Annotated in this window: 19 protein-coding genes; 12 read left to right on the forward strand and 7 right to left on the reverse strand. The window is 58.7% G+C overall.

Translation table 11 applies throughout. The features are described 5' to 3' along the window. Position 1: 1 nt before the first annotated feature. Positions 2-1,186, reverse strand: coding sequence for a DegT/DnrJ/EryC1/StrS family aminotransferase (locus AC13RC_RS08715; protein ID WP_113353577.1), 1,185 nt, complete (start codon positions 1,184-1,186; stop codon positions 2-4). 212 nt (positions 1,187-1,398) lie between these two features. Here AC13RC_RS08715 and AC13RC_RS08720 point away from each other — a divergent pair, with 212 nt between their 5' ends. Continuing rightward, positions 1,399-3,117: a GMC oxidoreductase gene (locus tag AC13RC_RS08720; RefSeq protein WP_488556939.1), complete on the forward strand. Its 1,719-nt coding sequence runs from the start codon at positions 1,399-1,401 to the stop codon at positions 3,115-3,117. Between the two features lie 86 nt (positions 3,118-3,203). On the opposite strand, the gene AC13RC_RS08725 is transcribed toward AC13RC_RS08720, so the two are convergent. Together AC13RC_RS08725 and AC13RC_RS08730 are read right to left on the reverse strand one after the other, a co-directional pair. After that, positions 3,204-4,040, reverse strand: coding sequence for a methyltransferase, TIGR04325 family (locus AC13RC_RS08725; protein WP_113395124.1), 837 nt, complete (start codon positions 4,038-4,040; stop codon positions 3,204-3,206). A 39-nt stretch (positions 4,041-4,079) separates the two neighbouring features. Next, positions 4,080-5,630 carry an oligosaccharide flippase family protein gene (locus AC13RC_RS08730; RefSeq protein WP_488556940.1) on the reverse strand — a complete coding sequence of 517 codons (1,551 nt, stop codon included), beginning with the start codon at positions 5,628-5,630 and terminating at the stop codon, positions 4,080-4,082. A gap of 236 nt (positions 5,631-5,866) precedes the next feature. Between AC13RC_RS08730 and AC13RC_RS08735 the strand changes: the two genes are divergently transcribed. Next, the gene (locus AC13RC_RS08735) at positions 5,867-6,040 is read left to right on the forward strand and encodes a hypothetical protein (protein WP_162748839.1); all 174 of its coding nucleotides are present in this window, start codon (positions 5,867-5,869) and stop codon (positions 6,038-6,040) included. On the opposite strand, the gene AC13RC_RS08740 is transcribed toward AC13RC_RS08735, so the two are convergent. The 4 genes from AC13RC_RS08740 to AC13RC_RS08755 all read right to left on the reverse strand — a co-directional run bounded on the left by AC13RC_RS08740 (position 6,030) and on the right by AC13RC_RS08755 (position 12,686). After that, the gene (locus AC13RC_RS08740; RefSeq protein WP_488556941.1) at positions 6,030-6,722 is read right to left on the reverse strand and encodes a sugar transferase; all 693 of its coding nucleotides are present in this window, start codon (positions 6,720-6,722) and stop codon (positions 6,030-6,032) included. The two genes, AC13RC_RS08735 and AC13RC_RS08740, sit on opposite strands and share 11 nt — an antisense overlap. Positions 6,723-6,854: 132 nt before the next feature. Further along, complete coding sequence (locus AC13RC_RS08745; protein WP_113353328.1) at positions 6,855-8,162, reverse strand: glycosyltransferase family 4 protein; 1,308 nt, start codon at positions 8,160-8,162, stop codon at positions 6,855-6,857. Positions 8,163-8,166: 4 nt separating this feature from the next. Then, complete coding sequence (locus tag AC13RC_RS08750) at positions 8,167-11,424, reverse strand: nucleotide-binding protein (protein WP_488556942.1); 3,258 nt, start codon at positions 11,422-11,424, stop codon at positions 8,167-8,169. Positions 11,425-11,453: 29 nt separating this feature from the next. Beyond that, a complete protein-coding gene (locus AC13RC_RS08755) occupies positions 11,454-12,686 on the reverse strand; it encodes a polysaccharide biosynthesis/export family protein (RefSeq protein WP_488556943.1) in 1,233 nt (410 codons plus the stop codon). A 417-nt stretch (positions 12,687-13,103) separates the two neighbouring features. Between AC13RC_RS08755 and AC13RC_RS08760 the strand changes: the two genes are divergently transcribed. From AC13RC_RS08760 to AC13RC_RS08805, 10 genes are all read left to right on the forward strand, one after another. Next, positions 13,104-14,291: a glycosyltransferase gene (locus tag AC13RC_RS08760; RefSeq protein WP_488556944.1), complete on the forward strand. Its 1,188-nt coding sequence runs from the start codon at positions 13,104-13,106 to the stop codon at positions 14,289-14,291. Positions 14,292-14,678: 387 nt separating this feature from the next. Further along, positions 14,679-16,382, forward strand: a complete 1,704-nt coding sequence (locus AC13RC_RS08765; protein ID WP_488556945.1) for a putative bifunctional diguanylate cyclase/phosphodiesterase — start codon at positions 14,679-14,681, stop codon at positions 16,380-16,382. A gap of 53 nt (positions 16,383-16,435) precedes the next feature. Next, complete coding sequence (locus AC13RC_RS08770; protein ID WP_246661137.1) at positions 16,436-16,930, forward strand: ubiquinone biosynthesis methyltransferase UbiE; 495 nt, start codon at positions 16,436-16,438, stop codon at positions 16,928-16,930. Continuing rightward, positions 16,927-18,102, forward strand: coding sequence for a class I SAM-dependent methyltransferase (locus AC13RC_RS08775; RefSeq protein WP_113353330.1), 1,176 nt, complete (start codon positions 16,927-16,929; stop codon positions 18,100-18,102). Before AC13RC_RS08770 ends, AC13RC_RS08775 begins: the two co-directional genes overlap by 4 nt. Beyond that, positions 18,099-20,459 carry a SpoIIE family protein phosphatase gene (locus AC13RC_RS08780; RefSeq protein WP_488556946.1) on the forward strand — a complete coding sequence of 787 codons (2,361 nt, stop codon included), beginning with the start codon at positions 18,099-18,101 and terminating at the stop codon, positions 20,457-20,459. The genes AC13RC_RS08775 and AC13RC_RS08780 overlap by 4 nt, the downstream gene beginning before the upstream one ends. A gap of 4 nt (positions 20,460-20,463) precedes the next feature. Next, a complete protein-coding gene (locus AC13RC_RS08785; RefSeq protein WP_113331227.1) occupies positions 20,464-21,018 on the forward strand; it encodes a slr1658 superfamily regulator in 555 nt (184 codons plus the stop codon). An 18-nt stretch (positions 21,019-21,036) separates the two neighbouring features. Then, positions 21,037-21,375, forward strand: a complete 339-nt coding sequence (locus AC13RC_RS08790) for a slr1659 superfamily regulator (protein WP_069615114.1) — start codon at positions 21,037-21,039, stop codon at positions 21,373-21,375. Positions 21,376-21,949: 574 nt separating this feature from the next. Continuing rightward, positions 21,950-22,963, forward strand: a complete 1,014-nt coding sequence (locus AC13RC_RS08795; protein WP_113353332.1) for a UDP-glucuronic acid decarboxylase family protein — start codon at positions 21,950-21,952, stop codon at positions 22,961-22,963. Next, positions 22,963-23,949 (forward strand): UDP-glucose 4-epimerase GalE, encoded by a 987-nt coding sequence (gene galE / locus AC13RC_RS08800; RefSeq protein ID WP_488556947.1) that lies wholly within the window; start codon positions 22,963-22,965, stop codon positions 23,947-23,949. The genes AC13RC_RS08795 and galE overlap by 1 nt, the downstream gene beginning before the upstream one ends. Further along, a complete protein-coding gene (locus AC13RC_RS08805; RefSeq protein WP_246661136.1) occupies positions 23,946-25,775 on the forward strand; it encodes a glycosyltransferase family 2 protein in 1,830 nt (609 codons plus the stop codon). The genes galE and AC13RC_RS08805 overlap by 4 nt, the downstream gene beginning before the upstream one ends. The last annotated feature ends 7 nt before the right edge of the window (positions 25,776-25,782 follow it).

Genomic DNA, 25,782 nt, shown 5'->3' on the forward strand with positions numbered 1-25,782 from the left:
GTCAGATCGTTGCGTAGAAGAGATTGGCGTTCTTCGATTTTGCCTGCCGTGACATCCGCCTCGCCATATAGGCGACCAACGCGACGGGATAGTTTTCTCCAAGGCTGATGCGGCAGCTGCGCTTCAGGATGTCAAGTGTCTGCGCGCAAAGTTCCGGTGTGTATTCGATCTTGCGATCGGTCCAGTGGAAGGGGTTCATCGCCGGATGGCCTGTGCGTTGCTGCAGAACAGGTTGCCAGTTGGTATAGACATGGCGGCTGGAATCGAACAGCCGATAGACACCGCGCTTGTTTTCCTCGGCAAATCGCTTGGCCTCGTCCGACGTCTCGAAGATGACGTGGAGGCCCGCCGCATTGCCGATATCGTTGTGGGGCCCCACCATGATCTGTCCGCTCTTGGCGAAGATTTCACTCATCACATCGTAGCGCTCACGCAAGCGGGCAATCATCGGATCAAGCTTTTTCAACTGCACGTTCAGCATGGCGCCTTGAATCTGGCTCGCCTTGAAATTCACCCCCAGCATGGGCGGTTCGTTGGCATTGTCGAGATGGCCGCGAAACATGGAGCCGATGTCGTGATACATCCGGGCGCGCGCAAACAGCCGCGCGTCGTTCGTGACAACGGCCCCGCCCTCCCCGCAATTGATGTTCTTGAACTGATTGAAGCTGAAGGCTCCGAAATCACCGATTGTCCCAACCCGCTTGGTCTTGTAATGCAATCCGACAGCCTGGCATGCATCCTCGATGACGACGAGGTTATTCTCCCGGGCAATGCGCATGATGCTGTCCATGTCGCATACCATGTTCGACATGTGGACCGGAATGATTGCCCTCGTCTGTGGCGTAATCTTACGCAGTATGTCCCGCGGATCCATCGTGAGCGTGTGGTCGATATCGACCAGGACCGGCACCGCGCCGGCGGCCAGTGGGGCGGCAGCGGTCGCGATCCAGGTATAGGCGGGCACGAGCACTTCATCCCCGGGACCGACGCCGGCGGCAACCAGCGCCGAGATCAATGCGCCGGTTCCGCTGCTGGTGGCCAAGGTATGGCGGACACCGAACTTGGTGGAAAAATCGGCTTCGAAGCGCCCGAGCGGGCCGCCGGTCTCGTCGCTGTAGCGTGCCAATTTGCCCGAGGCAAATACCGGCGCGAGCGCCAACCACTCCCGTAACCCCACCTTGGCCATGATCTTCGCTCCCAGGAAACTCGGCATTTGCTGGAGAGCCTAGCCTGTGATTGATGCATTTTCAGCATGGACTTCCGACTGAAAGAAGCGCCGGAACCGATCAGATCACCTATCCGAAATCGGTAGATATCGCGCCCGCCTATGCCAATCGAACAGTTATCCGCATGCTCGCGATGCTGGTAAAAACTAGGAAAACGAGCGGGAAAACGATCATGATAACCAGTGACTTGAGGTCTATGCCGGAAGGCATTGAAATACATGTCGATATTGCGATCGTCGGTGGCGGACCGGCCGGAATTGCGATCGCCCGCGAGTTGGTCGATACCCGCTTTCGGGTCATTGTCATCGAGAGCGGCGGCCAGGATTACGAGGCGGAAATACAGGCGCTGAATTCCGTCGAGAACATTGGCGAGCCATTCATGTCGGCGAATGCCGTGCCCGAAGGACGGGGCTATACCGGCGGATTGGCATGGCTGAACGATGTTCCCGCATTCGAGTTGCGAAATCGCATGCTTGGCGGCAGCAGCCATACATGGATCGGCAAATGCGCCGCCTTCGATGACATCGATTTCCTGAACCGACCGTGGCTTCCGCTCTCCGGCTGGCCGATCGATCGCGGGCAGCTGCTGCCTGCTCTCGATCGTGCCGGCAAACTGCTCAACCTCGGGCCGAACCTCTACGATGAAAGCCTTTTTGCGCTGCTTCGTTCACGCCCGGACGATCTTGGCCTGGACAAGCGGCTTCTGAAACCTTTCTTCTGGCAATTCAGCCACATGCGCCATCCGCGTGCCGAGCCGACGCGCTTTGCCCGACTTGCTGGCGATATCACGGCCGCGAACATAAGCTTCCTGACGCATGCCACGGTGACCGAGATCAATGTCGACAGCCAGGGCCGTCGGGTGACCTCGCTCAATCTCCGGAGCGCCACCGGCCGCAGCGCGACTGTCCGTGCAAACACGATCGTTCTTTGCGGTGGGGGCGTCGAGAATGCACGCCTGCTGCTCGCATCCAATTCCCTTCTGCCGGCGGGCATAGGCAATGAGCATGATGTTGTCGGCCGCTATCTCTGCGACCACCCCCGAACATCGCTCTGCCGCTTCACGGGACGCGACATCGACGTGATCGCACGTCATTTCAATTTCTATGGCCTCAGCCACGAGGGGCGCACGCATTTCTATCTCAGGGGCCTGTCCCTAAGCCCTGAAATTCAGGCACAGGAAGGCCTTACCAACTGCGCCGCCTATCCGGTGCAGCTCCATGCTCGGGATGATCCCTGGGCGGCGCTGAAGCGCTTGACGAAGGGGGTGGGCAAGACCGTCATGGGAGATCTTGCAACAGTCGCGAGATCGGCTGATATGATCAGCTCGGGGCTCTACGAACGCCTCGTGCGCAAGCGCGGCCTGCCGCATCGCTCGACGGAATTGCGCTTCGACGTCATGGTCGAGCAACAGCTCGATCCCGAAAGCCGTATCATGCTCGCCCAACAGCGCGATCGCTTCGACCAGCCATTGCCGCGGGTCAACTGGAAAATCGGCCAACGCGAAATAGCCAGTGTCAAACGACTTGCAGGATTGATCTCGAAAGAATTCGTTCGCGTTGGCTTACCGAAACCAGTGCTGCCGGATTGGATCGCGGCGAGGGAGAACACCCAGCCCGTCTTCATGGATATGGCCCATCCTTCCTGCACCACCCGCATGGGAACCGATCCGCGAACGAGCGTCGTCGATACCAATGCCATGGTTCACGGCATCGATGGCTTGTTTGTTGCCGGCAGCTCGGTCTTCCCGACGCCGGGCCACGCCAATCCGACGCTGATGCTACTCGCCTTGGCTATCCGCCTTGCCGATCACCTCAAGCAACGGCACGCCTCCAAGCAATCGCACAGACCGGATCATCGGAACGAAGCGGACCTATCGCTCCATCGCGGCTAAAACCTTCCGCTCGAATCGCGAAAATGCTCCGGCCTTTTTGCGCGATTCCCGACGGAAAACCGCTATGCACTTTTCCCGGAATTATCCTAGCCCAGCCGAAAATAGAAACCGGCGCTCTCGCTACGGCCGAGTTCCGGGTGCGTGTCTATGGCGTGGGACAGGGAGGGAATGGACCAGCGGTCGACCTGCTTGTAGCCGAGCTTTGCGATATCGTCGATGAAGTCCGCCTCGTTGCGCATGTGATAGGGGACATAGGACCTGCCGATGCGTTCCAGCGTGACGACCGTGCCGCCCTTGCGGAGCGCAACCTTGTTGAGGATCAGGTGCTGCGGCCGGGAGGGCATTTGCGATAGCAGTCCGGACAGCGGCATATCGAGATATTGCATCAGCCCCGATCCAAGCAACAAAGGCATCTCGCCGGCATCTCCAATCCGATCGACAAAGGACAGGCTCGTCAGGCCTTCCTTCTCGGCAAGGCTCTGCCCGGCGCGGACGATGGCCGGCAGATCGTAGACGACCCAGCGAAAAGCGTCGTCGAGCGGCAGCAGGGGACGGAAGGCGCGATATTTCGTGCCCATGTGCCCACCAGCATCGACGAGGCCATCGATCTCGTGCAGCAAATTGCGGACCCAGAACAGCACCGGATAATCCCAGGGGGCCACCTCACACATTTTGACGAAGGCGACGGTTGCGATCTCGTCATGATCGTAGCCAGCCATGGTCTGCCTGCGGGCGGCGGCCATGGCGGCGTCATAGGTGTCATAGGCGCCGGTAAACCGCCGTGGAAAGGGCAAGAGATAATTCAGCCTTCCTCTGGCAAGGCGCAGTGGCGAAAGCCCTTGAGCGGCCGCCTGTGCGGCGCTCTTCAAGGCCGAGCGCGCATGCGCCGACCATGACGCATTGGATTGCAACGAAGCCGTCATCCTGCATCCCCCTATCTAAATCCATCCTGTCGTTGCCGGTCACCGCCTGCCCGAGAGAATCGAAACCGCACCTCCGCTCATCTTCTCCAGAGCAAGTAACGTGCAGACATAGATTGCACCGCCCGAGACCACCTGCAGCAGTACAGTCAATACGCGCTGCATGCTGAGCGATCCGGCGAAATAGCCGAGCCCGTAAACCGCCGACGCCATCAACACCACGGCAACGGCAAGATAACCGCTCTTGCGCAGCACACGTCCCCACCGAAGGCCGCCATAGTTCTTTTGCAGGTGCATCGATGTTAAAAAGGAGATCAACGACGCCAGACACTGTCCCCAGGCGGCAGCGGCCACGCCGAAAGGCGCCAGAAGCAGGATCAGGGAGACGGAGACCACCGCATTCAACAGCAGGGTGGGAGGCATGCGCCTGATATTGCCCGACAGGGATAGCAGGGCTTCCGTGACGTAGCCCGGCATCAACAGGATCTGTTTTATCGACAGGATCGCGACCAGAATCGCCGCTGGCGCCCATTTTTCGCCGAGGACGATGTCGATCAAATCGGACGATATGAGCGAAAGGCCGAGATAGATCGGCGTCGAAATTGCCATGAGAACCGTCATGAAGATCGTTGCGGAAGGACCGGCGTCGCGAACCTGCCTTCCGTCCGCTCCGATCACGATCGCGGCGCGGCGAAACAAGGTCCAGGCCAGCATTCGCGCTGGTTCGCCGATGAGTTCGGAAAATGCCGCGACGATACGTTCCGCGACACGATAATAACCTGCCTCCGCGAGGCCCAGAAAGCTGCCGATCGCGAGCGTTCCGGAATAGGATCGCAGAAAGAGGATCAGCCGGTTCGACAGAATATGGCTGGAAAATTCGAGAATCTCGCGCGCGAAAGGCCAGGTGAGATGCAGCTTGGGACGCCAGCCAAGCACGGCCACCGAGCCGGCAAGACAAACGAGCTGCGAAACGAGCCGGCCGGCCGCGAGCGAAAACACGTTCCAGCCGAGCCACAGCCCAAGCATCGTAGCGCTAAGCCCGGCAACTTCGCTTGCCATCCGGATGGTGGCCTGCTTGCGCAGCAGGCCACGTGCGACCAACAACCCATCGTAAACCGCGTAAAGGGACGATGGCAAAAACCAGCAGCTGAAAAGAACGAGGAGTAGCGCTTCATGCGGCCTGCCGAAAAGGAGCCAGGCAATGGCGGAAGCAAACAGCCCGACGATCGTCACGAGCACCCCGGCGACGATCGAAAGCGTGCCGATCTGGTCGAGCTCGCGATCCGTACACTCGGCCTTCATGACGAACTCGCCCCATCCGCCTTCTGAGATCACGACGAGCATGACGACAATAGCGGAACTGAACGCGTAGAGACCGAATTCGGCCGATTCTAGCACACGGGCGGCGACGAGGAATATGAGAAGCTGGACGACCTGAGATACGACTTTCGAAACGAGCGTCGAGGCTCCATCGCCGACGATCGCGGGCATGCGGGCGCGTAGCCAGTAACGTATGCTCGTCCAGACGGCACGCTTGGGGCGAAGCGGAAAGCTATCCATCAGCGCACCGTCGCGGCAAGTAAATACGAGCATAGGCGGCCTTCGCATCGCCCGGTTGAGAAATCCCATTGAAGTGTAACATGATAATCCACAGTTGTTTCCAGCCTTGCACCAGATAAAGTCTATAGTGTTCCCATTCAGGACATGATTCCGTGCAATGAAGCGCTGCCTGCAAGCGGGGTGCGCCGGAATTATTCGATTTTCCATCAGAGAAATTATTACCCTGAACGTCAGGGTCCGATGGAAGTTCTCGGCAATAGAAGAGGGGCTTGCCGGCAATCGTCATGAAACACCACGCAGAGCCGCTTATGAAAGACGAAAACCATGATCGCATCGCCCCGGAACCGCCGGGTGGATTGCGCCAGAAACTTTTGCTTCGTTGGATTCTGGTGATTTTCTGCCTTGTCGTCTGGATTGCCGTAGCCGCTTTTTTCATTTGGTGAGACGTTCTTTTTCGTTGCGTGCAAGCAGCACGACGCCAACCGTTTTTACGAGAATTGCAAAATCGGTGCGCAAGGAACGGCTATGGAAGTAATCCAGATCAAACTGGATACGCTCCTCGTAAGTGGTATCGGCATGGCGGTTGACCTGCCAGAGGCCCGTGATCCCCGGCCGCAGCCCCAGATAACAATAGAGATTGGCTCCATAGCGATCGAGCTCCGCGGCAACGACAGGTCGAGGTCCGACCAGGCTCATCTCACCGCGCTGAACGTTCACCAGTTGTGGTAGCTCGTCGGCGCTGCTCATGCGCAGGTATTTCCCGAGCCAGTGCACGCGAGGGTCGTTCGTCAGCTTCTGTGTCGATAGCCACTCCTGCTTTCGCGTTTCGTCACGTGCCAGTAGTTCCGCCAGCTGCCGATCGGCATCCTTGCGCATCGTGCGGAATTTCAGGCAGTCGAACGGGCGTCCATCGCGGCCGACGCGCGTATGGCGATAGATGACGGGCCGGCCGTCGACCACAAGCAATGCAATCGCGATGACAAGCAGCGCCGGCGCCAGAAACAACAGCCCGAGCCCAGAAAGAACAAGGTCGACAATACGCTTGGCGCGTCCCCTTCGTTCCGCCCGCTTCGCCTCGCGGCGAGATCGCTCGCGATGGGCAATGCTGTCAAAAGTCGATAACATCTTCCGGACCCCTCACCACCATCATGCTTCCTTCAAAGGCTGCCAGCTGCCCCAATCCTTGACAATTGACCCTGCGGACATTGGGTTAGTCCCATTGGCGTAGGACGCCGGGCACAGAGCTACCCACAAGCCTCAGCCCGCTTCGTCGATCAGTCGATGGGCGGCTGAAAAGTCGTCGTCCAAGGTCGACCGCAAGTTCGTTCTGGCAGCGTTTGCGCGGTCGAGAACACGATCGTACAGGGTAAGCAATGCGTCGCGCCATGAGACAGGTGTGTGCGCCAGCTCGCCTGATCGGCGGAGGCAATTCACGCTCATCCGTCGAAGAAGTATGTCATCGCTGGCAAGCCGGCGCATTCCGCTTGCCAGCGTTTCCACCTTGCCGCCCTGAAAGGTCAGTCCGCATCCGAGCATCGCGAGTTCGTCGCCGAGAAGCGCGGTATCCGGCAAGATCACCGGTATGCCGCTCGTCACGGCCTCGAGCGCCGCCAATCCGAAAGGTTCCGGCACCCGGGAGGAAATGACGAGGGCGCGCGCGTCGCAAAGGATGTTCCGCATCTCACTCTTGGATTTCCAGCCGTGAATGACGACTTCGGGAAAGTCCCGCTCCAGCCGACCGCGGCCGGCGCCGTCGCCTATGATCTGCAGCTTTCCACCGGCAAGCCGCGCCGCGATCGCGGCATCTTCAAATCCCTTTTCCGGCTCCAGCCGACCAACAAAGAAGAAATCGCGCTTCTTCCATGGCTCCGTAGGATGATCGAGGAAGGGTTCGACCGGATTGCGAATTGCCTCGATATTGCCCATGTTGATCTGGCCGCGGGCGAAGTATTCGCGCATACGTTGATGTACGACGATGATATTGGCGGCAAATTGCTGGATGGGGTAATAATGCTCCCTCACCATATGGCGGGCCGATCTCCAGATCTTCTCGTGATAGCCGCGCTTGTCGCAGTTTGTCGCCAGACAGCCGAGCGACATCGGCGTCAGAGGGCAGACCTGGCTTCTCCGGTAATTGGCAAATCCTCCGTTCGGGCACGAGAGGAAATAGTCATGAGCGTGCAGGACGACTCGGTCCCGAACCGGCCATAGGGCGCGGAAAATCGACGGCGATAGGATCTTCGACCAGCCGTGGACATGATAAATAGTGCCCTTGGTATCGACGCGCGACATGAGAGCGCTCAAGCCTTCATAGGCCCGATGGCTATAAAGACCGCTGGCAAGTGCGCTGAGACGCGGCTGCTGCGTTAGCGGCTGTGCGGCCAGATTGATGGTGTCGGCCGCTGGCTGTTCGGAGCCGGCGCCATCGCCGGCGAAGTAGGTCACGGCTACCCCGGCTTCCTGCAGCAAAGTGGCCGAGAGCATCGCCAGATTCGATGCTCCGCCTATCCTGGCGGAGCGGTCGTTGATGATGACGACACGATCGAGGTCGGATGAGCGTGCCACCGGATTATTCCAGCGCTTCGATGTTTTGGGGCGCCAACCTGCCCTTGAGGAGATCGCGAAGCGCGATGACATTGCCCTTAAGGCGGCCCTTGCGGTCGACCCACGGCTCCGGTCGCCAGACCTTGACGAGGTTAGCCGCGAGATTGCGGCCGATCTGCATTGTTGCCTGCGGCACGCTCATCGTGCGCTTGCGCATGAGATAGAGCGGGTTGGCTATTTGCGAATAGCCGAGACGAACACCGCCCGGTCTGCCACCTTTCGTGCCGAGATGAACGCCTTCGAGTTGCTTGACGCTCACGACCTGGCCGTAATGGGCCACGAGTCTGCTGAAATCGACATCCTCGAGCCAGCCATAGAAGGGTAGGTTCTCGTCAAAACGCAGGGCCGCGGCTTTGACGACGGCCATGCGGATCGCCATGTTGCAGCCATAGGCATTGTAAACAGATCGGATTTGCATCGAGGGCTCGGAGCGGCGGCGGCGCTCCGTGCCGACCAATCGTAAGCCGTCACGAACGGAAATGCCCGGTCCGGTAATGCCGTCGGCCAAGACCGTGCCGGTGCACATGGCGACATCCGGCTGCAGCTGAAACAGTCGTTCCGTTTCTGCGATATAGGCAGGCGTCATCAGAAAATCATCATCGAGGAAAAGGACGATATCCGCGTCCTGAACGCTGTCGAGAATGCGATTGCGCTGACGGCAGAGCCCGCGCTCGCTGATAAGCACCCGCACCGGAATGTCGAGATTTCTAAGGCAGCTCGGATCGATGTCTTCCGGGGAGGAAAGGCAGACGACGATCTCGTCCGGCTTCCGTGTTTGGCTGGCAACATGGGGGAGGATGGACGACAGGATATCGCGGCGGCCGGAGCTTGCAACACCGAGCGTGATCTTCAAGGGCCGGCCCGTTACGCTGCCCGTAAGTCGTCGCGCCGACGCGCGCACCTGGCGACGATCCTGACGGCGGCGCCAAAGCCGCTTGTCCTGGCGGTGGCGCCTCTCATGGCTGCGGTTGGCGATGATGCCGAGGATATTGATCGTTGTCGTGCCAAAGCTTGCCAGCGCGTCCGACAGCCTCTCCACCGTCATCTTGTTCGTCTGACCGACGACGACGACAATGCCCTCGAGATAGGTGCAGATGACGCGGGTATCGGCAGAATCCTCGAAGGCAGACATATCGACGATGACGACCTTGTATCGCCGGCGCAACAAGTCGATCTCAGCCTTCAGCGCGGGCAGATGCCCATAGCGCTGAAAAGCGGTCACGGATTTTTCGGTCTCGTCGACGGTGACGACCGGGACGCCACCATGGGCCTGCATGACTTCCGCCTCGGGCTCATGCTCGGCCTTCGCGACAAGCAGGCCGCCTTCATGGGCGACGGCATAGCGGCGCGGCGCATCGTTGATGCTCAAGGCCTCCATGCCGAAATCCGTGCCGGCTTCGGTAACCACGCAGCTCAGTCTCGCATTGAGAAAGTCGGCGTCGACGAGCACAACGGATGCACCTTCGTGCTGATAGAGCTGCGCGAGATTGGTCGCGATCGTGGTCTTGCCTTCGCCGGTGCCGACCGAGGTGATGCCGATCACCATGGGTGCGTTCGGCGGAAATGCGGAATCGATCGAGTGCTTGACACCACGCAAGGCTTCCGAAAATTGCGAATAGGGCGTATCGAGCACGGATCTCAACGGCAGCATCGTTCGTCGCCAGCCCGCGTTGGCGGCCGCCATTCTTCCCGGCAGGAAGGACGGGCTCATGTAGACGGGCACGTGGCCGAGAGAGCTGATCCCCAATTCCCGCCGCAGCTTTTCACTGGAGCTGACGCGGCGATCCAGGCCGTCCCGCAAGAGCGCCGCCATGACACCGGCCGCAAGGCCGAGCATGGCCGTGAAGGGCAGGACGAAGGAAGACTTCGGCCAGCTCTTTGCCAGCGGCACGGCGGCCGCGGTCACGACACGAACATTGCCAAGCGGAAACGATTCCTTTTGCAGCGCGCCAATCAGCTGCTGCAGGATGCTTTCATACATCCGTCGGTAGGTGGTGGCGCGGCTTTCCATCTCCGACAGCTCCACCCTTGCCAGATTCTTGTCCGTTCCGGCGTCCTTAAGCGACGCCAATTCATCGCTGAGCAGCTTCTCGCGGGTTTGGGCGACTTCCAGATTTACCTTGTAGACTGCCTGGATACGCTCGAACTCCTTGCGCATATCTCCCCTTATTCGATCGATTTCCTGCTGCGCGGCAATGATGGCGGGATTATCGGCATCATATCTGCCGGTAAGGTTGTTCAATTTGATTGTCGCAGCTCCGAGATCCTCCTGCAGCTTCTGTATGCGCGGATTGTTCATCGTCTCATCGACATCGCCTTCGACTTTACCACCCGACATCAGCTGGTTGAGTGTCGCGAGCTTGGCTGATTCTGCCGCCGTCTGTGCCTTGGCCGCGACTGCTTGACTACTGATCTCCGATAGTTGCTGCTGATCGAGGGAGGACGATGTACTGATCTCCATGATGCCGTTTTTAGCGCGAAACTCCTCGACATTCATCGCCGCCTCGCGAGCTTGCCGTCCGACTTCGATCAAACGTGTCTCCAGCCATTTGGCACCACTTTGCGCTGCCGATGCCCGCTCCGACAGGCCGGTGCTGATATAGGCCTCTGCAATCGCGTTCGCCGCCAGAGCCGCCTTTTGCGGATCGACCGAACTATATCCGATCTCAAGAATGTAGGACTGGCCAACGCGGGTAACCTCGACCCTGGAGAGGAAGGAGGCCATGGTGCGGCGCATGAGATCATCCTCCGTGGTTTCCACTTTCGCGCTGCCATCATCGCCGTGCTTGAAGTAGCTGAAGAGTGCGCGCAGCTTGTCATGCAGCGTCGCCTGCCAGGACATGCCGCCGACTATTTCCGGATCTTCCGTGAGATTGAGTTTCTGCACGACCGCGCGCGCGATCGCCTCGGATTTGACGATCTCGACCTGGCTCGCGATTTCCGCCGCCTCGATGATGACCGTTCCGGTGAAGGCGTCCTGCGAGACGATGCGTCCCTGGTCTGGATCCATGACGAGCCGCGTGGTCGCCAAATAGACCGGCTGGGTGGTCGCCATGTAGAAGCCGCCGACGCCGAGGCCCGCCCCCGTAAACAGTGCGAAGATCATCCAGTGGCGCTGCAGGAAACGCCAGACGTCACGAAAGGAGATATATTCGCTGCCCCCTGTACCCTTGGCGCTCGAAGGAATGCTGCGCAAGCCCTTACCGATCTCGTGAATTGCCATGATTGTCGCCCCACATTGCTCGCTTATCACTATTGAGATTGGCCGGTATCGGCAGACGAAAGCGCCGTGCCGTCCAGGCTTCCGGAAATATTGTAGCGCACATCCAGAACGTCCCCCGGCTGCAGCGTGGTCGCTTCCGATGCCTTGATCGCATTGGCCTCGTCGCCGTTGCGGGTGATCCAGTATTCCATCGGCTGGAGATCGAGCGCCTTCATGCTCTGACTCCTCGAAAGCGAAGCGCCCGAAAGCTGCAGAAGTTGCAGCGTCGTGTTTCGCTTTAGTTTGGTATCCTCGATTTCGGTCTCGGTAGTCTGCAGCAGTTGGCCGGCATCGGTCTTGCGCTGGCCCTTGAGATTGAGCGCGTCACGTTCGGTCTCGCTCAGCTTCTGCTTTGCCTGCATCGAAGCAACGACAAGATCCAGCTTGCCTGCCTGCATCTCGGCGACGATCCGCTCCAGCGAGGTTTTCCGAGAGGTGGTCAGGATCTTCGTGTCGACCAGCTTGGAAATGTCGCTCAACTCGTCCTGCGCGATCTTCACCTGCTCGTCCTGCGACGACATCTTCTCATCAAGGATGTTGATTTCGTTGCGCAGCAGCACTTCCAGATCCGCGGCGGCGGCGAGTTGCTGACGCAGAGCATCTGCCCTGGCATTGAACAGGTCTACTTCGCTCGTCATGATCTGCCAGATGGCCGATCCCTCGGGAGCGGCCTTGATCTCCGGCGGGAATGTGATCGCCGGCTGATCGTTGAGTTCGGCCATCAGGCGGGCCCGCCGGGCGCCGAGCTGTTTCAGCTGCAGCTCCATCCGGCTGATCTCGCCGGCATAGCTGACCTGCTGCGCCTCCGAGTAGTCACCGGTCTGGCTGGATCGGCGCTCACGCCCACCCGCCATGGCTACCGCCTGCTTCACCGTCAGGCCAGGCCTGAACTCCAGCTCGCTCGGCTTTTCGACAGCGCCGGACACATAGATCATCGGATATTTGACGACCTCGACCGAAGCGGTCGGTGCAAGCGCCAGACCGGTGATCTGCTTCAGCTTGTCGCCGATATCGGCGCTGATGTCCTCGACGGTCTTGTCGCCGACCCGCATTTCTCCGATCATCGGAATTGAGATCGAACCCGATTGCGATACGACATATTCGCCGTTCAGCGCCGTCCATTCCTTGTATTCGCCGGTTGCGGCGATCCATTCGACGATGGCGACCTTGATCCGCGCCTGAGGTCCGACACGATAGGCGTCGGCCGCCGCAGCACTCGCCATGCAATGCATCCCCACGCCAGAAAGAAGCAACGCCATCAACCAGGGCGCCATCAATCGAGATGGCCTGGAGATGGAATGGTAAGCCGAAGCGCACACTCTGGACATGAGTCTAAATCTCGCTTTCTTGATCGCTTGCGCCATCACACGGAAAAGGCGCCAGGGAGCGAGATCAGCAGCTGAACGCATAACGTGTAAATCCCCTACCGAAGCAACAGGGCTTATCATTTCTGGCAGGGAGGTAGGCGACGCTGCCGTCTCTTGGTCGGATGGGCATATCCTTGTGTGCAGGCACATACCGGCAGCTAAATCTTTTGGTCACTCCCTTCGGCCATTTGTATGCCGCGCTGAACCGATGTAGGCCCTGTCGCAAAAGTTGCCGGCTGCCCAATGTTGTCTCGACCCATGGAGGGAAGAGCAATGCGGGTAGCGATCGTGCATTATTGGCTGGTATCGATGCGCGGCGGAGAAAAAGTGGTCGAGGCGCTCTGCGACATGTATCCGGACGCCGATATCTTCACTCTCGTCTATGATGAAAGCCGTGTCTCCGAGAAGATCCGCAGGCACAAGATTTTCACCTCCTTCCTTCAGCGGATTCCGGGTGCCGCCAAGACCTACCAATCGCTCTTGCCGCTGATGCCCTTCGCGTTGGAGAGCTTCGACCTCACCGGCTACGATCTGATCATTTCCAGCGAATCCGGCCCGGCCAAGGGTATCATCCCGTCGCCGCGGGCGACGCATATCTGCTATTGCCATTCCCCCATGCGGTATCTTTGGGATCACTATCACTTCTATCGATCCCATGCAGGCCTCGCATCCCGGCTCATATTGCCGATGCTGGCGCCGATGCTGCGCTCCTGGGACGTCAATACGAGCATGCGCGTCGACCGCTTCGTCGCCAACTCGCATCATGTCTGCGACCGCATCGGCAAGTATTATCGGCGGCCCGCGACCGTGGTCTATCCACCCGTCAATGTCGATGACTTCACGCCGGCGCCATCGACAGAGGATTTTTATCTCTGCGCCGGCCAGTTGGTTCCCTACAAGCGGATTGATCTGGCGGTGAAGGCTTTTACCCGGATGAATCGCCAACTGGTCATCATCGGCGAAGGCAGCGAAGCGGAGGGGCTCAAACGTATCGCCGGTCCCTCGATCACTTTTCTCGGCCGGACCCCATTTCCAATATTGAGAGAAAAGCTCGCGCGCTGCCGGGCGCTGGTCTTTCCCGGCGAGGAGGACTTTGGCATGGTTCCGGTGGAAGCGATGGCCAGCGGACGACCCGTTATCGCTTACGGAAGTGGGGGAGCGCTGGAAACGGTCGCGCCGGGAGTGACTGGCATTCTCTTCGACCAGCAGTCCGTCGATGCGCTGATCAAGGCCGTTATCGATTTCGAGGCCATGCAGCACCGCTTTCACCCGGAAACACTGCAAGCGCATGCGGAACAGTTCAGTCCGCGCAAATTCACCGCGAGCATGCAAGCGATCATCAATGAGGAGTTGCTTATTCGCAGGGCCGCAAGGCTTCGCAGCCACCCTGCCGTTCAAGGGGGCCGCGAAGCGCAATTGCCGGTCCTTGCGATGGAGCCGCAAAGCAGGACACTTCAGTAGAAGGCGGCGGGACTGCGACCGCTGGCGTCGATCGGAAAAGAGGACGCTCCATGAATCAACCATGGAGCCATCGAAATCACCCGATGGAAGCACTGCAATCTAAACGCATCGTGCGATCTGGGAGTGCAATCTTCTAGCAGTCAAAATGAAACAGATAATATCGCCGCGGTCGATTTAATCTGCACCTGTTTTAGCAGTCATTGCTAAATATGAAGATCTCGTAATATATTCGCTTAAAGCGGCTGTCACGTTCTGGTAAGTTACGACTTGCGCCCGCACGATCGATGAGACTGCGATTGTTGATGCGCACGCTCCGATGCGAACGGACCAGTTGAAACTGAACAATGGCCGGATTTTGTTTGACCGGCTTGGGGAGGACGAGGCCATATGCCTGAGAACCGAGTGGATCGGTCGCAGCAAATTCCATATGAGTCCGAATCCGACAACGGTTTAGAGGCGGTTATTTCGCTTTGGAACCTCGATCTCAAACTGCTCGACTCCTCTAAGGGATTCAAAGAGCATATCGGCCTTCCCACCCGGAACAAGGTGACATTGTGGGAGGCCTATCCGGCACTTGCAAAACCGGCGCTTGCCGAGCTCATTCGTCAGGTAATCGATACAGGTGAAGCTCGCACGATCCCGCTCGACGATCCGAGGCGAGGAAAACGCAACGTTGTCGTCTCCTACATTCGAGTAGGCCTCCTGATTATCGAAACCAACGGGGCAAGCTCGAATGGGAACCTGCCATCCGACGACGGTGAAAAAGCGCGGCTGATCCATCAGGCAACACACGACGCGTTGACCGGATTGCCCAATCGCCGCCAATTCAGTACCGCGCTGGCGCAGCTCCTTCCGGCGAGCGGCAAGATCGGGCCGGCGCTGATGCAGCTCGATCTCGATGACTTCAAGCCCGTCAACGACACGCTCGGCCACGGTGCCGGCGACATCGTGCTGAAACTCGCCGCCGCACGAATCAAGGAAGCGCTCGGCGAGGGCGGAACGGTCTACCGTCTCGCCGGCGACGAATTCGCCATCATCCAGGTCGGACCGCAGCGTGCCTTCGAGGCGGAGCGACTGGCAGACGCGCTGGTGAGCGAATTCAAGAAGCCGTTCACGGTCAACGGCATCTCTCTTTTCGTCGGCGTAAGCGTCGGCATTGCAATTGCGCCGCGCGACGGCAACGAGGGGGAACAGCTGATGAAGGCTGCCGATGTCGCCCTTTATGCCGCCAAGAAAGAGGGACGACGGCGGGCGCGGACTTTCGATCCGGCCATGCTGATCGTGGTCGAACAAAGGGAGCTGCTGCGACGAAGCCTGCGCGTGGCGCTGCAACGCGACGAGTTCTTCATCGAATATCAGCCGCTGGTGGAGTCTTCGTCCCATATAGTCGGCTTCGAGGCGCTGCTGCGCTGGCGGCATCCGACCCTCGGGATCATTCCGCCGGCCGCTTTCATTCCCATGGCCGAAGCCGACGGCCTCATGCGCGAAATCGGTCAGTGGATGCTGGAAGAAGCCTGCCGCGAGGCCTTGGCATGGCCGGCGCATTATACGCTCGCAGTCAACCTTTCTCCGGCGGAATTCCTGACGCCGGGCCTGACCGATCGCATCTCCCAAACGCTCGATATCGTCGGATTTCCAGCCGAGCGCCTGGAGCTGGAAATCACCGAAGGCGTGCTTCTGGAACGCACGACCAACAATCTCGACACGCTGAACACGCTGAACGTGCTCGGCATCCAGATTTCCCTTGATGACTTCGGCACGGAATATTCCTCGCTCAGCTATCTCAAGAATTTTCCCTTCGATACGATCAAGATCGATCGCTACTTCATCAGGGATATTTTGCAGGACGGCAAAAGCCAAGCCATTGTGCGCTCCGTGATCGGGCTCGCCCACGGTCTGGACATGCGGGTGACCGCGGAAGGCGTCGAAACGCAGCAACAGGCCGCCTGGCTCCGGGAAGAAGGCTGCGACCGCCTGCAGGGCTATAGCATCAGCCCTCCGCTCAGCGCCGACAAGCTCGATGATTTCATAAGGCGGGGTGCGCGCACTCAACCGGTCACCACATTCGACGAATATCACGCCAGCCCGTGAGTTTCGCATTTCGTTCGGGAATTTCTTGAGGGGGTAACATGGAGGAGGTGCAAATGGGCGCGGCCTTCGAGCCATTGCTTGAGCTGGAGATGGAGATGGCGACCCTGGTGGCGGACTGGTCGCATTGCGACCAATGCGCCGCTTATGTGGCACGCATGGTCAGCCATGATCGCCACGATCCCATCCGTCATGCCAACCTGCTTTCGTCAGCCCTGAATGAACTCTTCGAGATGTCGTTTCATACCAGGGAAAGCGGCGGCACCCTTACCTGCCGCTTCTACCGGAATGGCTTGATCGAGCGAATCGAACTGACTTTTCCCTGCTCGGCCGAACAACGCGCTTCATATCAGGCAATCGTCGAGCGCATCGGAAACGGCCATGCGCTTGCAAACTATCTCGATGTCATCACCGATGACGCCGCGCGTGCCGAGCACGCGATCCTTCTTGGCCTTGCCGTCAATTACGATGCGGATATCGAGCTGTCCGATCAGGATACAGGCGTGATGACTTTCGTGGTGGATCTCGCACTCGAAAGGCTACTCAATTGAACAACCCCTCCTCTAGCCGTTTCACAGCGCAATTCGATGCCAACAATCAGGAATTTTCCCTGTCGGGAGTCCTTAGACCGCATTCGGTTGCCGAGCTCGCCGATGATCTCGCCCTGCTGCGAAACGGTATCGAGACGGTGAACGGTGTCTGCTACATCAATCTGAAGCGCGTCATCCACATGAACAATACGGCGTTCCGCGCCCTGACGCATGCACTCCTCGATGCCACCCGGTCGAGGCCGGATCTCAAACTGACGGTCGTCGCCTCGAGCGTCGTCGCATGGGCATCGCGGCTGTTTCGCCATTTGAGCGATCTGTCGCCCAACATCGCCGTCGAGATCTACGATTCAGCCTTCTATCCCGGGCAGACGTTCGTGGAGAACCAGAGCTTCATCCCGATCCTCCGAACCCAGACGAAAATGACCTGGCGGCACGAACGCGAGATATTGCCGCGACACGGCCTTCGTGAGGGTTTGCATATTGCCGACATCTGTTGCGGCATCGGCGATTTCGCCATGCTGCTGCGAAAGGATTTCAAGCCGGCGCGGATCGTTGCCCTCGATCACTCGGTGACGAGCCTGGAATATGCCCGCAAGGTCGCGGACGACTTCGACGTCCAGGATATCGAATATACCTATGGCGATGCATCCCAGATGCTGTTCGAGAGCGACCAGTTCGATTTCGTGACCTGCAGGCATTCGCTGCAGATCTTCGACCGTCCGGATATTCTGCTGCGCGAGCTCTATCGCATATGCAAGCCAGGCGGCAGGGTCTACATCACCAACGAGAAGAACTCCCATTGTCTTGGCGAGCCCAGAGCCGACAGCATCCAATGGACCTATAACGAGGTCGCGAAGCTGTTTGCCCATTTCGACATGGATGTCGAAATGGGTCCCAAGGGCCGCCGCATGCTGCTGGATGCCGGCTTCAAGGATGTGCGGATGGAAAGCTTCATGGTCACCAATCTCGACGGCGATCCCCAGGATTTCGCCGACATCATCACGGCGTGGCGGAATGTCTACGCAGATGAGATGGCGGTCCGAAGAGGGGATTCGGCCGCATTCATCGAGCGATTCAAACAAGGTTTCGCCGACCATATTTTTGCCGCGCTCCACCCAAGAGGCTATGCCGGCTGGCCGATCTGGGCTTCCTCGGGACAGAAACCGCTATGACAGACGCGTCAACCGCCAAGCAACGGCTCGGACTGCGCTCCTTTCGCGCCAAATTTCTACTCGTGGTCGGGGGTGCCGTTCTTTTCGACCTGCTCGTCAGCGGCGGCCTTGCGCTTTGGAACGTCCAGCGTCTTTCGCGCAACGCCACGACGGAAGTGGGACAAGGCCTGGAGAAGGCGAGCCAGGATTACATTCGCTCCTATGCGGATTCGACCGCCGCGGAGGTCGGCCTGCTGATCGACCAGGTCCATTCCGACGTGAAGGCGCTGGCGGGCGTGCTGCAGGGACAGATCGACAACCCCGCGCGAAGCGTGGATGTGGGGGCCGCCATGAGCAGGGCGTCCCCGGGTGCCGTAACGGTGTCCTACGACCCGGTTGGCCAGTGGTCACAGAACTTGCCCGGCACGCCCTCCGTCATCAGTGTCTGGGGGTACCTGCTCGATAAGGATCACCATCCCCTGCCCCAGGTACAGGCAGACATAGAGTGGAGCGCGGTGCTCGATCTGGTCGCCCCTTCATTGCTGCATAACGGCGCGTCGAAGCTGCAGATGTATTATATCGGCCCCAGGGAGCGTCCGATTTTCCGGACCGCTCCCTATACGACGCAGGCACAGACCTTCGACCGGCTCTATCCCGGCCATAACAGCGCCGATTTTTGGACATTCTTCTTTCCGGGCCTCTACGAATCCTGGCAGCAATGGGCTTCCAACCCGTCATCACGGCCGGTTGCCGATTACATCACCCAGACCGCTCCCTATACCGACGCCATCACCGGCAAGCTGATCGTCAGCTTTTTTCATCCGCTCTGGACGCCGGATCGGCATCAGGTGGCCGGTGCCGCTGGCGCTGATATCACGCTCACGCAACTTGCCGAAATCGTCGAGCATGTGAAAGTCGCCCAGACCGGCTTCGGCTTCCTTGCCATGTCGAATGGAAATGTCGTCGCGATCAATCCCGTGGGCGAGAAGGTCATCGGCTTGCGTGCCGCCAATGATGCCGCCGCCAAGGGCGTCACCGGCGTCGATCGATCCTTGCGCAACAGCACGCAAACGGCAATCACCACGCTGCCACTCGAGGCCGACGGCGTGATCCAGCATATTACCCTTAGCCAGCAGGGAGAGGATGTTCCCTACCTCGTGGTCGTCAAGCAATTGCACCCGACCAATCTTTGGGTGGATGGACCGGTGCAACGCGAGGTCATGTCGCTCGGGATAGTCGTGCCCGAGCGCGAGATCTACGCCTCGCTCATTGCCGCCAAGGATGAGATATCGCGGGCGACCAACCGCATCCTGCTTTATCAGATCATGGCGGTCCTTGTGTCGCTGATGATCGTCACAGCGGCGGTCTTCGCTGCTTCGAAACGCGTCACCAGCGGCATCAGCGCGCTGGCGAGCGCCGCCAAACGCATACAGGCGAAGGATTATTCGGTCCGGGTCGATATCTCGACCAGGGACGAGGTGGCTGAGGCCGGCATCGCATTCAACCGGATGGCGGAGGATATCAGCTTCCACACCGAAAACCTCGAAAAGCTCGTCTCGGACCGGACCAAGGAGATCGAGGCCGCCAAGGAAGAGATTTCCACCCTCAACAGCCAATTGAAGAACGAAAATCTGCGGCTGGGTGCCGAGCTCAATGTCGCCAAGCAAATCCAGCTCATGGTCCTGCCGCGGGCCAAGGAACTGACGGCGATCAAGCATCTGGAGATCGCCGCCTACATGCACCCAGCCGACGAAGTCGGCGGCGATTACTATGATGTTCTGCAGAACGGAAACAACCTCAAGATCGGCATCGGCGACGTGACCGGCCACGGGCTGGAGAGCGGCGTGCTGATGCTAATGGTGCAATCGATCGCCCGCGCCCTGCAGGAAGCAGGCGAGATGGATCCGGCAAAATTCCTGACCGATCTCAACCGCGCCATCTTCAAGAACATCGAACGGACACGGACGGACAAGCATCTCACCTTGTCGTTCCTCGACTATGACGGCGAGAGATTGACCATATCCGGCCAGCACGAGGACATGATCATCATTCGCCAGGACGGCAAGGTGGAGCGGATAGATACAGGCGATCTCGGTCTTCCTGTTGGCCTCGAGCCCGACATAGCTCCCTTTATCGATACGCGGCAAGTATCCTTCGAGAAGGGCGACATGGTAGTCCTGCATACAGACGGTGTCACCGAAGCGGAGAATTCGAAGGGCGAACTGTTCGGCTTCGACAGGCTTTTGGAGGATGCCCGCCGGCTACATGGCGGGACTGCGGAAGAAGTCGTCGAGGGCATACTCGACGATTTGATGGCTTACATCGGGACCCATAAGATCCATGACGATATTACCCTTGTGGTGATGCGGCACAGGTGAGGAGATGACAACAGCAATTTTCGGCAAGGAACATCTGGTTTCGTTCGACGGCACCAATGCCCTTCGCATTCGCCTGTTCGACGGACCTCTTCACTTGGCGTGGCGCCATTCGGCCATGACATCCGACTTTATCGCGGAAACGATGGCGCTCGATTTCCGTGCTTCCGAGCGCCAATACAAGACGGTACGGCACGATATCGGTTATTTGACCAACGAGCTCATCGAAAACTCCATCAAGTTCCGCGCCACGGGCGAGATCCTGATCGAGGCGTTGAGGGATGACCATCATTTCAGGATGCGGATCGGAAACTTTATCGACCGCGACGCGACTGAACGCTTCCAGGAATTATTGCTGAGGGTTACGGCCGGCGATCCCGGCGATCTCCTGATAGAACAGATCGAGGCAAGCGTTCTTGCCGGCGACGATGCATCCGGGTTAGGACTGTTGACATTGATGAGCGACTACCAGGTTCAGCTGGCCTGGCATTTCGACGAGGATGGTCCGCACAAGCGGATCAAGCTGCAAACCTATGCCGCAATGGCGATTTCATCGGCGTGAACCAGCGAGAGGCCTTTTATGGAAATCAAAGAAGAAGCATTCCGCGTCTGGTCCGAAGGCAGCACCCTGTATTTTGACGGAACCATGCGTCTGGCGGGTCCCGACGCCTATGCACCGGTCTATGATCTGGCCAGGACGATCCTTCATGGGGGCGGAGGCAAGGCGACTTTCGATCTTACCGGTCTGCAATTCTTGAATTCCTCGGGCATCAACCTGCTTGCCAAACTGACGATAGAGGCGCGCAAGCATCCGGATGTTCATCTTACCGTCTGCGGCTCGTCGCAAATTCCCTGGCAGATGAAATCATTGCCAAACCTGAAAAAGCTGCATCCGCGCCTGGATCTGCGCCTGACCTAGCCATCAAGCGCCCGCGCCCCTATCCTTGCCGCTCCCTCGGGGTGTCAGAACGCTCATGGTTCGGGCATTCGGCCTTATGGAATTATCCGCTTACAAGATCTCAGATGAGCCATGGTGTTGCTGTCGCGCAGGGCGCGGACACGAAAACTTGCTGGAGAAGAGGCGCATCGTGGCACAACATATTGCGCGAATTTATTTGAAGCCGAATTTCGGTCGACTCTCCCTTACGCCTATCGGCTTCGCCATCTGGGACGGAGATAAATAACAATACTCATTGATATCTCTAAAATATCTTATAATACCAACGTATATCTGAATTCTATAGTAAAAACTACAATTTAAATCACACGCCCAATGTAAATTATTTTAAATTAATACATCAGCGCTGATAGCGACAAAAATGGACAGAATGTAAAACTTCTGCATTCCTTGATAACGACAGCATAGTTAAACGTTAGTAAACTATAGCCATAAATTGCAGAAATAATTCCCAGTTGTAAACAGCCTACAACAGGGCGGAAGTCTTACTTCGCCTTGATACTCGGCTGCGTGTCTAAAGTACCGGGAGGGTTTGATGGGCATAGCGTTCAAATCTGCAGGCATCACTCCAAAAAATACCAAGAGACGTACGATTCTTGTTGCGGGAGGCGCGGGGTTCCTCGGCTCGCACCTTTGCGACCGGCTTCTGCAGGATGGCCATGAAGTCATCTGCGTGGATGATTTTTCAACCGGGCGGATGGACAATTTGTGGCATCTTCTTCGCTATGACACGTTCAGCTTTATCCGCCATGACGTCATAGCGTCACTCGATCTGCCTGTCAGCGAGATCTACAATCTGGCCTGCCCGGCATCTCCGCCGCATTATCAGGCCGATCCGATCCATACGATGAAGACATGCGTTTTCGGCTCGCTCAACCTGCTGGAGCTAGCCGCTCATCACCAGGCGCGCATCTTCCAGGCCTCCACATCGGAGATCTATGGAGATCCCCAGGTACATCCGCAGCCTGAGAACTATTGGGGCAACGTCAATTCCTTCGGCCCCCGCTCGTGCTACGACGAAGGCAAGCGTTCCGCCGAAACGCTTTTCCGTGACTTTCACGCTAAGCACGGCGTCGACATCAGGATTGCCCGTATCTTCAACACCTATGGGCCGCGCATGCGCCCCGACGACGGCCGCGTCGTATCCAATTTCATCGTCCAGGCACTCAGGGGCCAGGACATCACGGTCTATGGCGATGGCTCCCAGACGCGCTCGTTCTGCTATGTCGCCGACCTGATCGATGGTTTCGTCCGCCTTATGGCCGACCAAACGGTCATCCATACGCCTGTTAATCTCGGTAATCCGGGGGAATTTACCGTGCGTGATCTTGCCGAACAGGTGATCGCGATCACCGGCTCCAGCTCAAAGATCGTCCATAAGCCCTTGCCGGTCGACGATCCGCGTCAGCGCCGGCCCGACATCAGCGTCGCGAAACGCGAACTGGGATGGGAACCGTCGGTCGCGCTAGCGGATGGGCTGAAGTCCACCATCGCCTACTTCGAACGGCAGCTGGTTCGTCCAAGCAGCGAGCTTTTCGAGGTTGCGTGATGGCCAGACAAAAAATACTCGTCGTGGGTGGCGCCGGCTTCATCGGCAGCCACACCGCGAAACTCCTTCATCGCCAGGGCTTCGAGCCCGTCGTCTATGACAATCTCTCGACGGGCCACCTGACCTCCGTGCGCTGGGGGCCCTTCGTCCAAGGCGATATTCTCGACACGCCCCGCCTTGTTGAGGCGATCGATGGCCACAGGCCTGCGGCGGTCATACATTTCGCCGCCTCGGCCTATGTCGGCGAGTCGGTTGAAAATCCCGCGAAATACTACGCCAACAATGTCACCGGCACGCTGTCGGTTCTAGAGGCGTGCCGCCGCGCGCAAGCCAATAGGCTGATCTTTTCATCGAGCTGCGCGATATACGGAATTCCCGCCCATCTGCCGATCCGCGAATGCGAGACGCCTCGACCCATCAATCCCTATGGCAGAACGAAGCTGATTGCCGAACACATGCTCGCCGACTATTCAGCCGCATACGGACTTTCCTATGTGGCACTACGCTACTTTAACGCCTCGGGCGCCGATCCCGAACGGGAACTGGGCGAATGGCATGATCCCGAAACGCATCTCATTCCACGCGCGTTGCTGGCGGCGGCCGGCGCGATCGAAACCTTGGAAGTCTATGGAGACGATTACGACACGCCGGATGGTACCTGTGTGCGCGACTATATCCACGTGCTGGATCTCGCCAGGGCGCATGTCCTGGCAGTCGAGTATCTATTGGCTGGTGGTGACAATCTTGCCGTCAATCTGGGAACAGGGCACGGCACGTCGATCAAGGAGATCGTCGGGGAGATCGAACGCGTTTGCGGACGCAAGGTTCCCATCGCCATGCACGGGCAGCGACCGGGCGATCCGCCTGTCCTTTATGCCGCTTCCGAACTTGCCGCCGAGAAACTCGGCTTCCACGCTCTGCATTCGAATATCGAAATAATCATCCGGACCGCGGCTCCCTTCTTCGGACTGGAGATGCGAGGATGACATCGATCCGGACACGAGCTGAAGCAATGAAGGAAAGGGCGTTGATGACGCCGGTCCTGCGGGGTCGCCAGCGCGCGGAATATGTCGCTTGCGCCACGCTATGGCTCGCGGCGCTTGTCTATTTCTGGAGCTGGTGGTTTACACCCGCACACCATGTCGACCCGATGGGATCGGTCTTGCTGACCCTGGTGCTTGCCTGGGTGACGATCATTCCAGCCTATTTCATCATCGTCTTCTTTCGCGCCGAAAAGCCGACGGGGCAATTGCGGCTTCCCGCCGGCAGCCGCATCGCCATGGTCGTCACCAAGGCACCATCGGAGCCCTTCGCGGTGGTGGCCCGGACGTTGGATGCCATGCTGGCACAGAATGTGCCGCACGACACCTGGCTCGCGGATGAAGATCCGTCACCCTCGACGCTGGATTGGTGCCGCAAACATGGCGTCCAGGTATCCACCCGCAGGGGCCGCGAAGATTATCACCGCCAGACCTGGCCGCGGCGCACCCGCTGCAAGGAAGGCAATCTCGCCTTCTTCTACGATCACTACGGCTATGAAGGCTATGATTTCGTCGTGCAGCTCGATGCCGATCATGTGCCCGAGCAAGGCTATCTTTTTCAGATGCTTCGCCCCTTCGCCGATCCGGCGGTCGGCTATGTCTCCGCGCCGAGCATCTGCGATCGGAATGCCGGTGAAAGCTGGTCGGCACGCGGCCGTCTCTATGCGGAAGCCAGCATGCACGGATCGCTTCAGGTGGGGTTCAATCACGGGCTGTCGCCGCTTTGCATCGGCTCGCACTACGCCGTTCGCACCAAGGCCCTGAAGAGCATTGGCGGTCTAGGCCCAGAGCTGGCGGAAGACCACTCCACCACGCTGATGATGAATGCGCACGGCTGGCGTGGCATTCATGCGCTCGATGCCATTGCGCATGGCGATGGCCCGCGCACCTTTGCCGATCTCATCACCCAGGAGTTTCAGTGGTCGCGCAGCCTGATGATGATCCTGCTGCAATATTCGCCAAGCTTGATCAAGCGGCTGCCGCTGCGTCTCAAGATCCAGTTCCTGTTTTCGCAGCTCTGGTATTCTCTTTTCTCGCTCTTCATGGCGCTGATGTTCGTCATGCCCATCATCGCGCTTGTTAGAGGCAGGACCTTCGTCGATGTCTCCTATCCCGATTTTCTGCTGCACTTCGTGCCGCAATCCGTTCTGCTGATCCTGTTCGCTTATCGCTGGCGCAGTACGCATACGTTCAGGCCGGCCAATGCCAGGATCCTGAGCTGGGAGATGACATTGTTCCTGTTTGCCCGCTGGCCGTGGGCACTCGTGGGCGCTCTGGCTGCCATTCACGATCGGGCGACCGGATCGTTCGTGGATTTCCGCGTCACGCCGAAAGGCACATCGGAGGTCGATCCGCTGCCGTTCCGGGTCCTTGCACCCTATGGCTTTCTCTCTCTCGCCTCCATCTTGCCGGTGCTATCCGTCAGCGCGGAGGAGAGCAGCGGCTTTTATATCTTCGCAACGATGAATGCCGCCATCTACACTTTGCTGCTGCTGGTCATCATCGTCCAGCATGCGCGTGAAAACACGCTCGGCGCGAACAAGCGCTTTTATCGGCCAGCGCTCGCCAGCGCTCTGCTTGCTCTGACGGCGCTGCCATTTGTCGGCATCATGGAGCACGGCCGCGCCGGAGTACAATCACTGATTTGGGACACCGACGGCTACGTGCTGTTCGACAATCGCTTTTCGGTGGCGGGCGCCGGCATTGGCGGGCGTGGACTGCACAGAATGGTGCTCAATCCGCACTGGCACGTGAGTGACACGGACAATTGAGGTTCAT

It is taken from the genome of Martinezella sp. CNPSo 3890, from assembly GCF_057784455.1.

Excerpts from the sequence above, each read along its gene's own strand:
- galE (WP_488556947.1), top strand. The coding sequence starts at position 22,963 with ATGGCCAGACAAAAAATACTCGTCGTGGGTGGCGCCGGCTTCATCGGC.
- AC13RC_RS08760 (WP_488556944.1), top strand. The coding sequence starts at position 13,104 with ATGCGGGTAGCGATCGTGCATTATTGGCTGGTATCGATGCGCGGCGGA.
- AC13RC_RS08785 (WP_113331227.1), top strand. The coding sequence starts at position 20,464 with ATGACAACAGCAATTTTCGGCAAGGAACATCTGGTTTCGTTCGACGGC.
- AC13RC_RS08805 (WP_246661136.1), top strand. The coding sequence starts at position 23,946 with ATGACATCGATCCGGACACGAGCTGAAGCAATGAAGGAAAGGGCGTTG.
- AC13RC_RS08790 (WP_069615114.1), top strand. The coding sequence starts at position 21,037 with ATGGAAATCAAAGAAGAAGCATTCCGCGTCTGGTCCGAAGGCAGCACC.
- AC13RC_RS08770 (WP_246661137.1), top strand. The coding sequence starts at position 16,436 with ATGGGCGCGGCCTTCGAGCCATTGCTTGAGCTGGAGATGGAGATGGCG.
- AC13RC_RS08755 (WP_488556943.1), bottom strand. The coding sequence starts at position 12,686 with ATGGCGAGTGCTGCGGCGGCCGACGCCTATCGTGTCGGACCTCAGGCG.
- AC13RC_RS08765 (WP_488556945.1), top strand. The coding sequence starts at position 14,679 with ATGCCTGAGAACCGAGTGGATCGGTCGCAGCAAATTCCATATGAGTCC.
- AC13RC_RS08715 (WP_113353577.1), bottom strand. The coding sequence starts at position 1,186 with ATGGCCAAGGTGGGGTTACGGGAGTGGTTGGCGCTCGCGCCGGTATTT.
- AC13RC_RS08780 (WP_488556946.1), top strand. The coding sequence starts at position 18,099 with ATGACAGACGCGTCAACCGCCAAGCAACGGCTCGGACTGCGCTCCTTT.
- AC13RC_RS08750 (WP_488556942.1), bottom strand. The coding sequence starts at position 11,424 with ATGGCAATTCACGAGATCGGTAAGGGCTTGCGCAGCATTCCTTCGAGC.
- AC13RC_RS08720 (WP_488556939.1), top strand. The coding sequence starts at position 1,399 with ATGATAACCAGTGACTTGAGGTCTATGCCGGAAGGCATTGAAATACAT.
- AC13RC_RS08795 (WP_113353332.1), top strand. The coding sequence starts at position 21,950 with ATGGGCATAGCGTTCAAATCTGCAGGCATCACTCCAAAAAATACCAAG.
- AC13RC_RS08740 (WP_488556941.1), bottom strand. The coding sequence starts at position 6,722 with ATGTTATCGACTTTTGACAGCATTGCCCATCGCGAGCGATCTCGCCGC.
- AC13RC_RS08725 (WP_113395124.1), bottom strand. The coding sequence starts at position 4,040 with ATGACGGCTTCGTTGCAATCCAATGCGTCATGGTCGGCGCATGCGCGC.
- AC13RC_RS08730 (WP_488556940.1), bottom strand. The coding sequence starts at position 5,630 with ATGCTCGTATTTACTTGCCGCGACGGTGCGCTGATGGATAGCTTTCCG.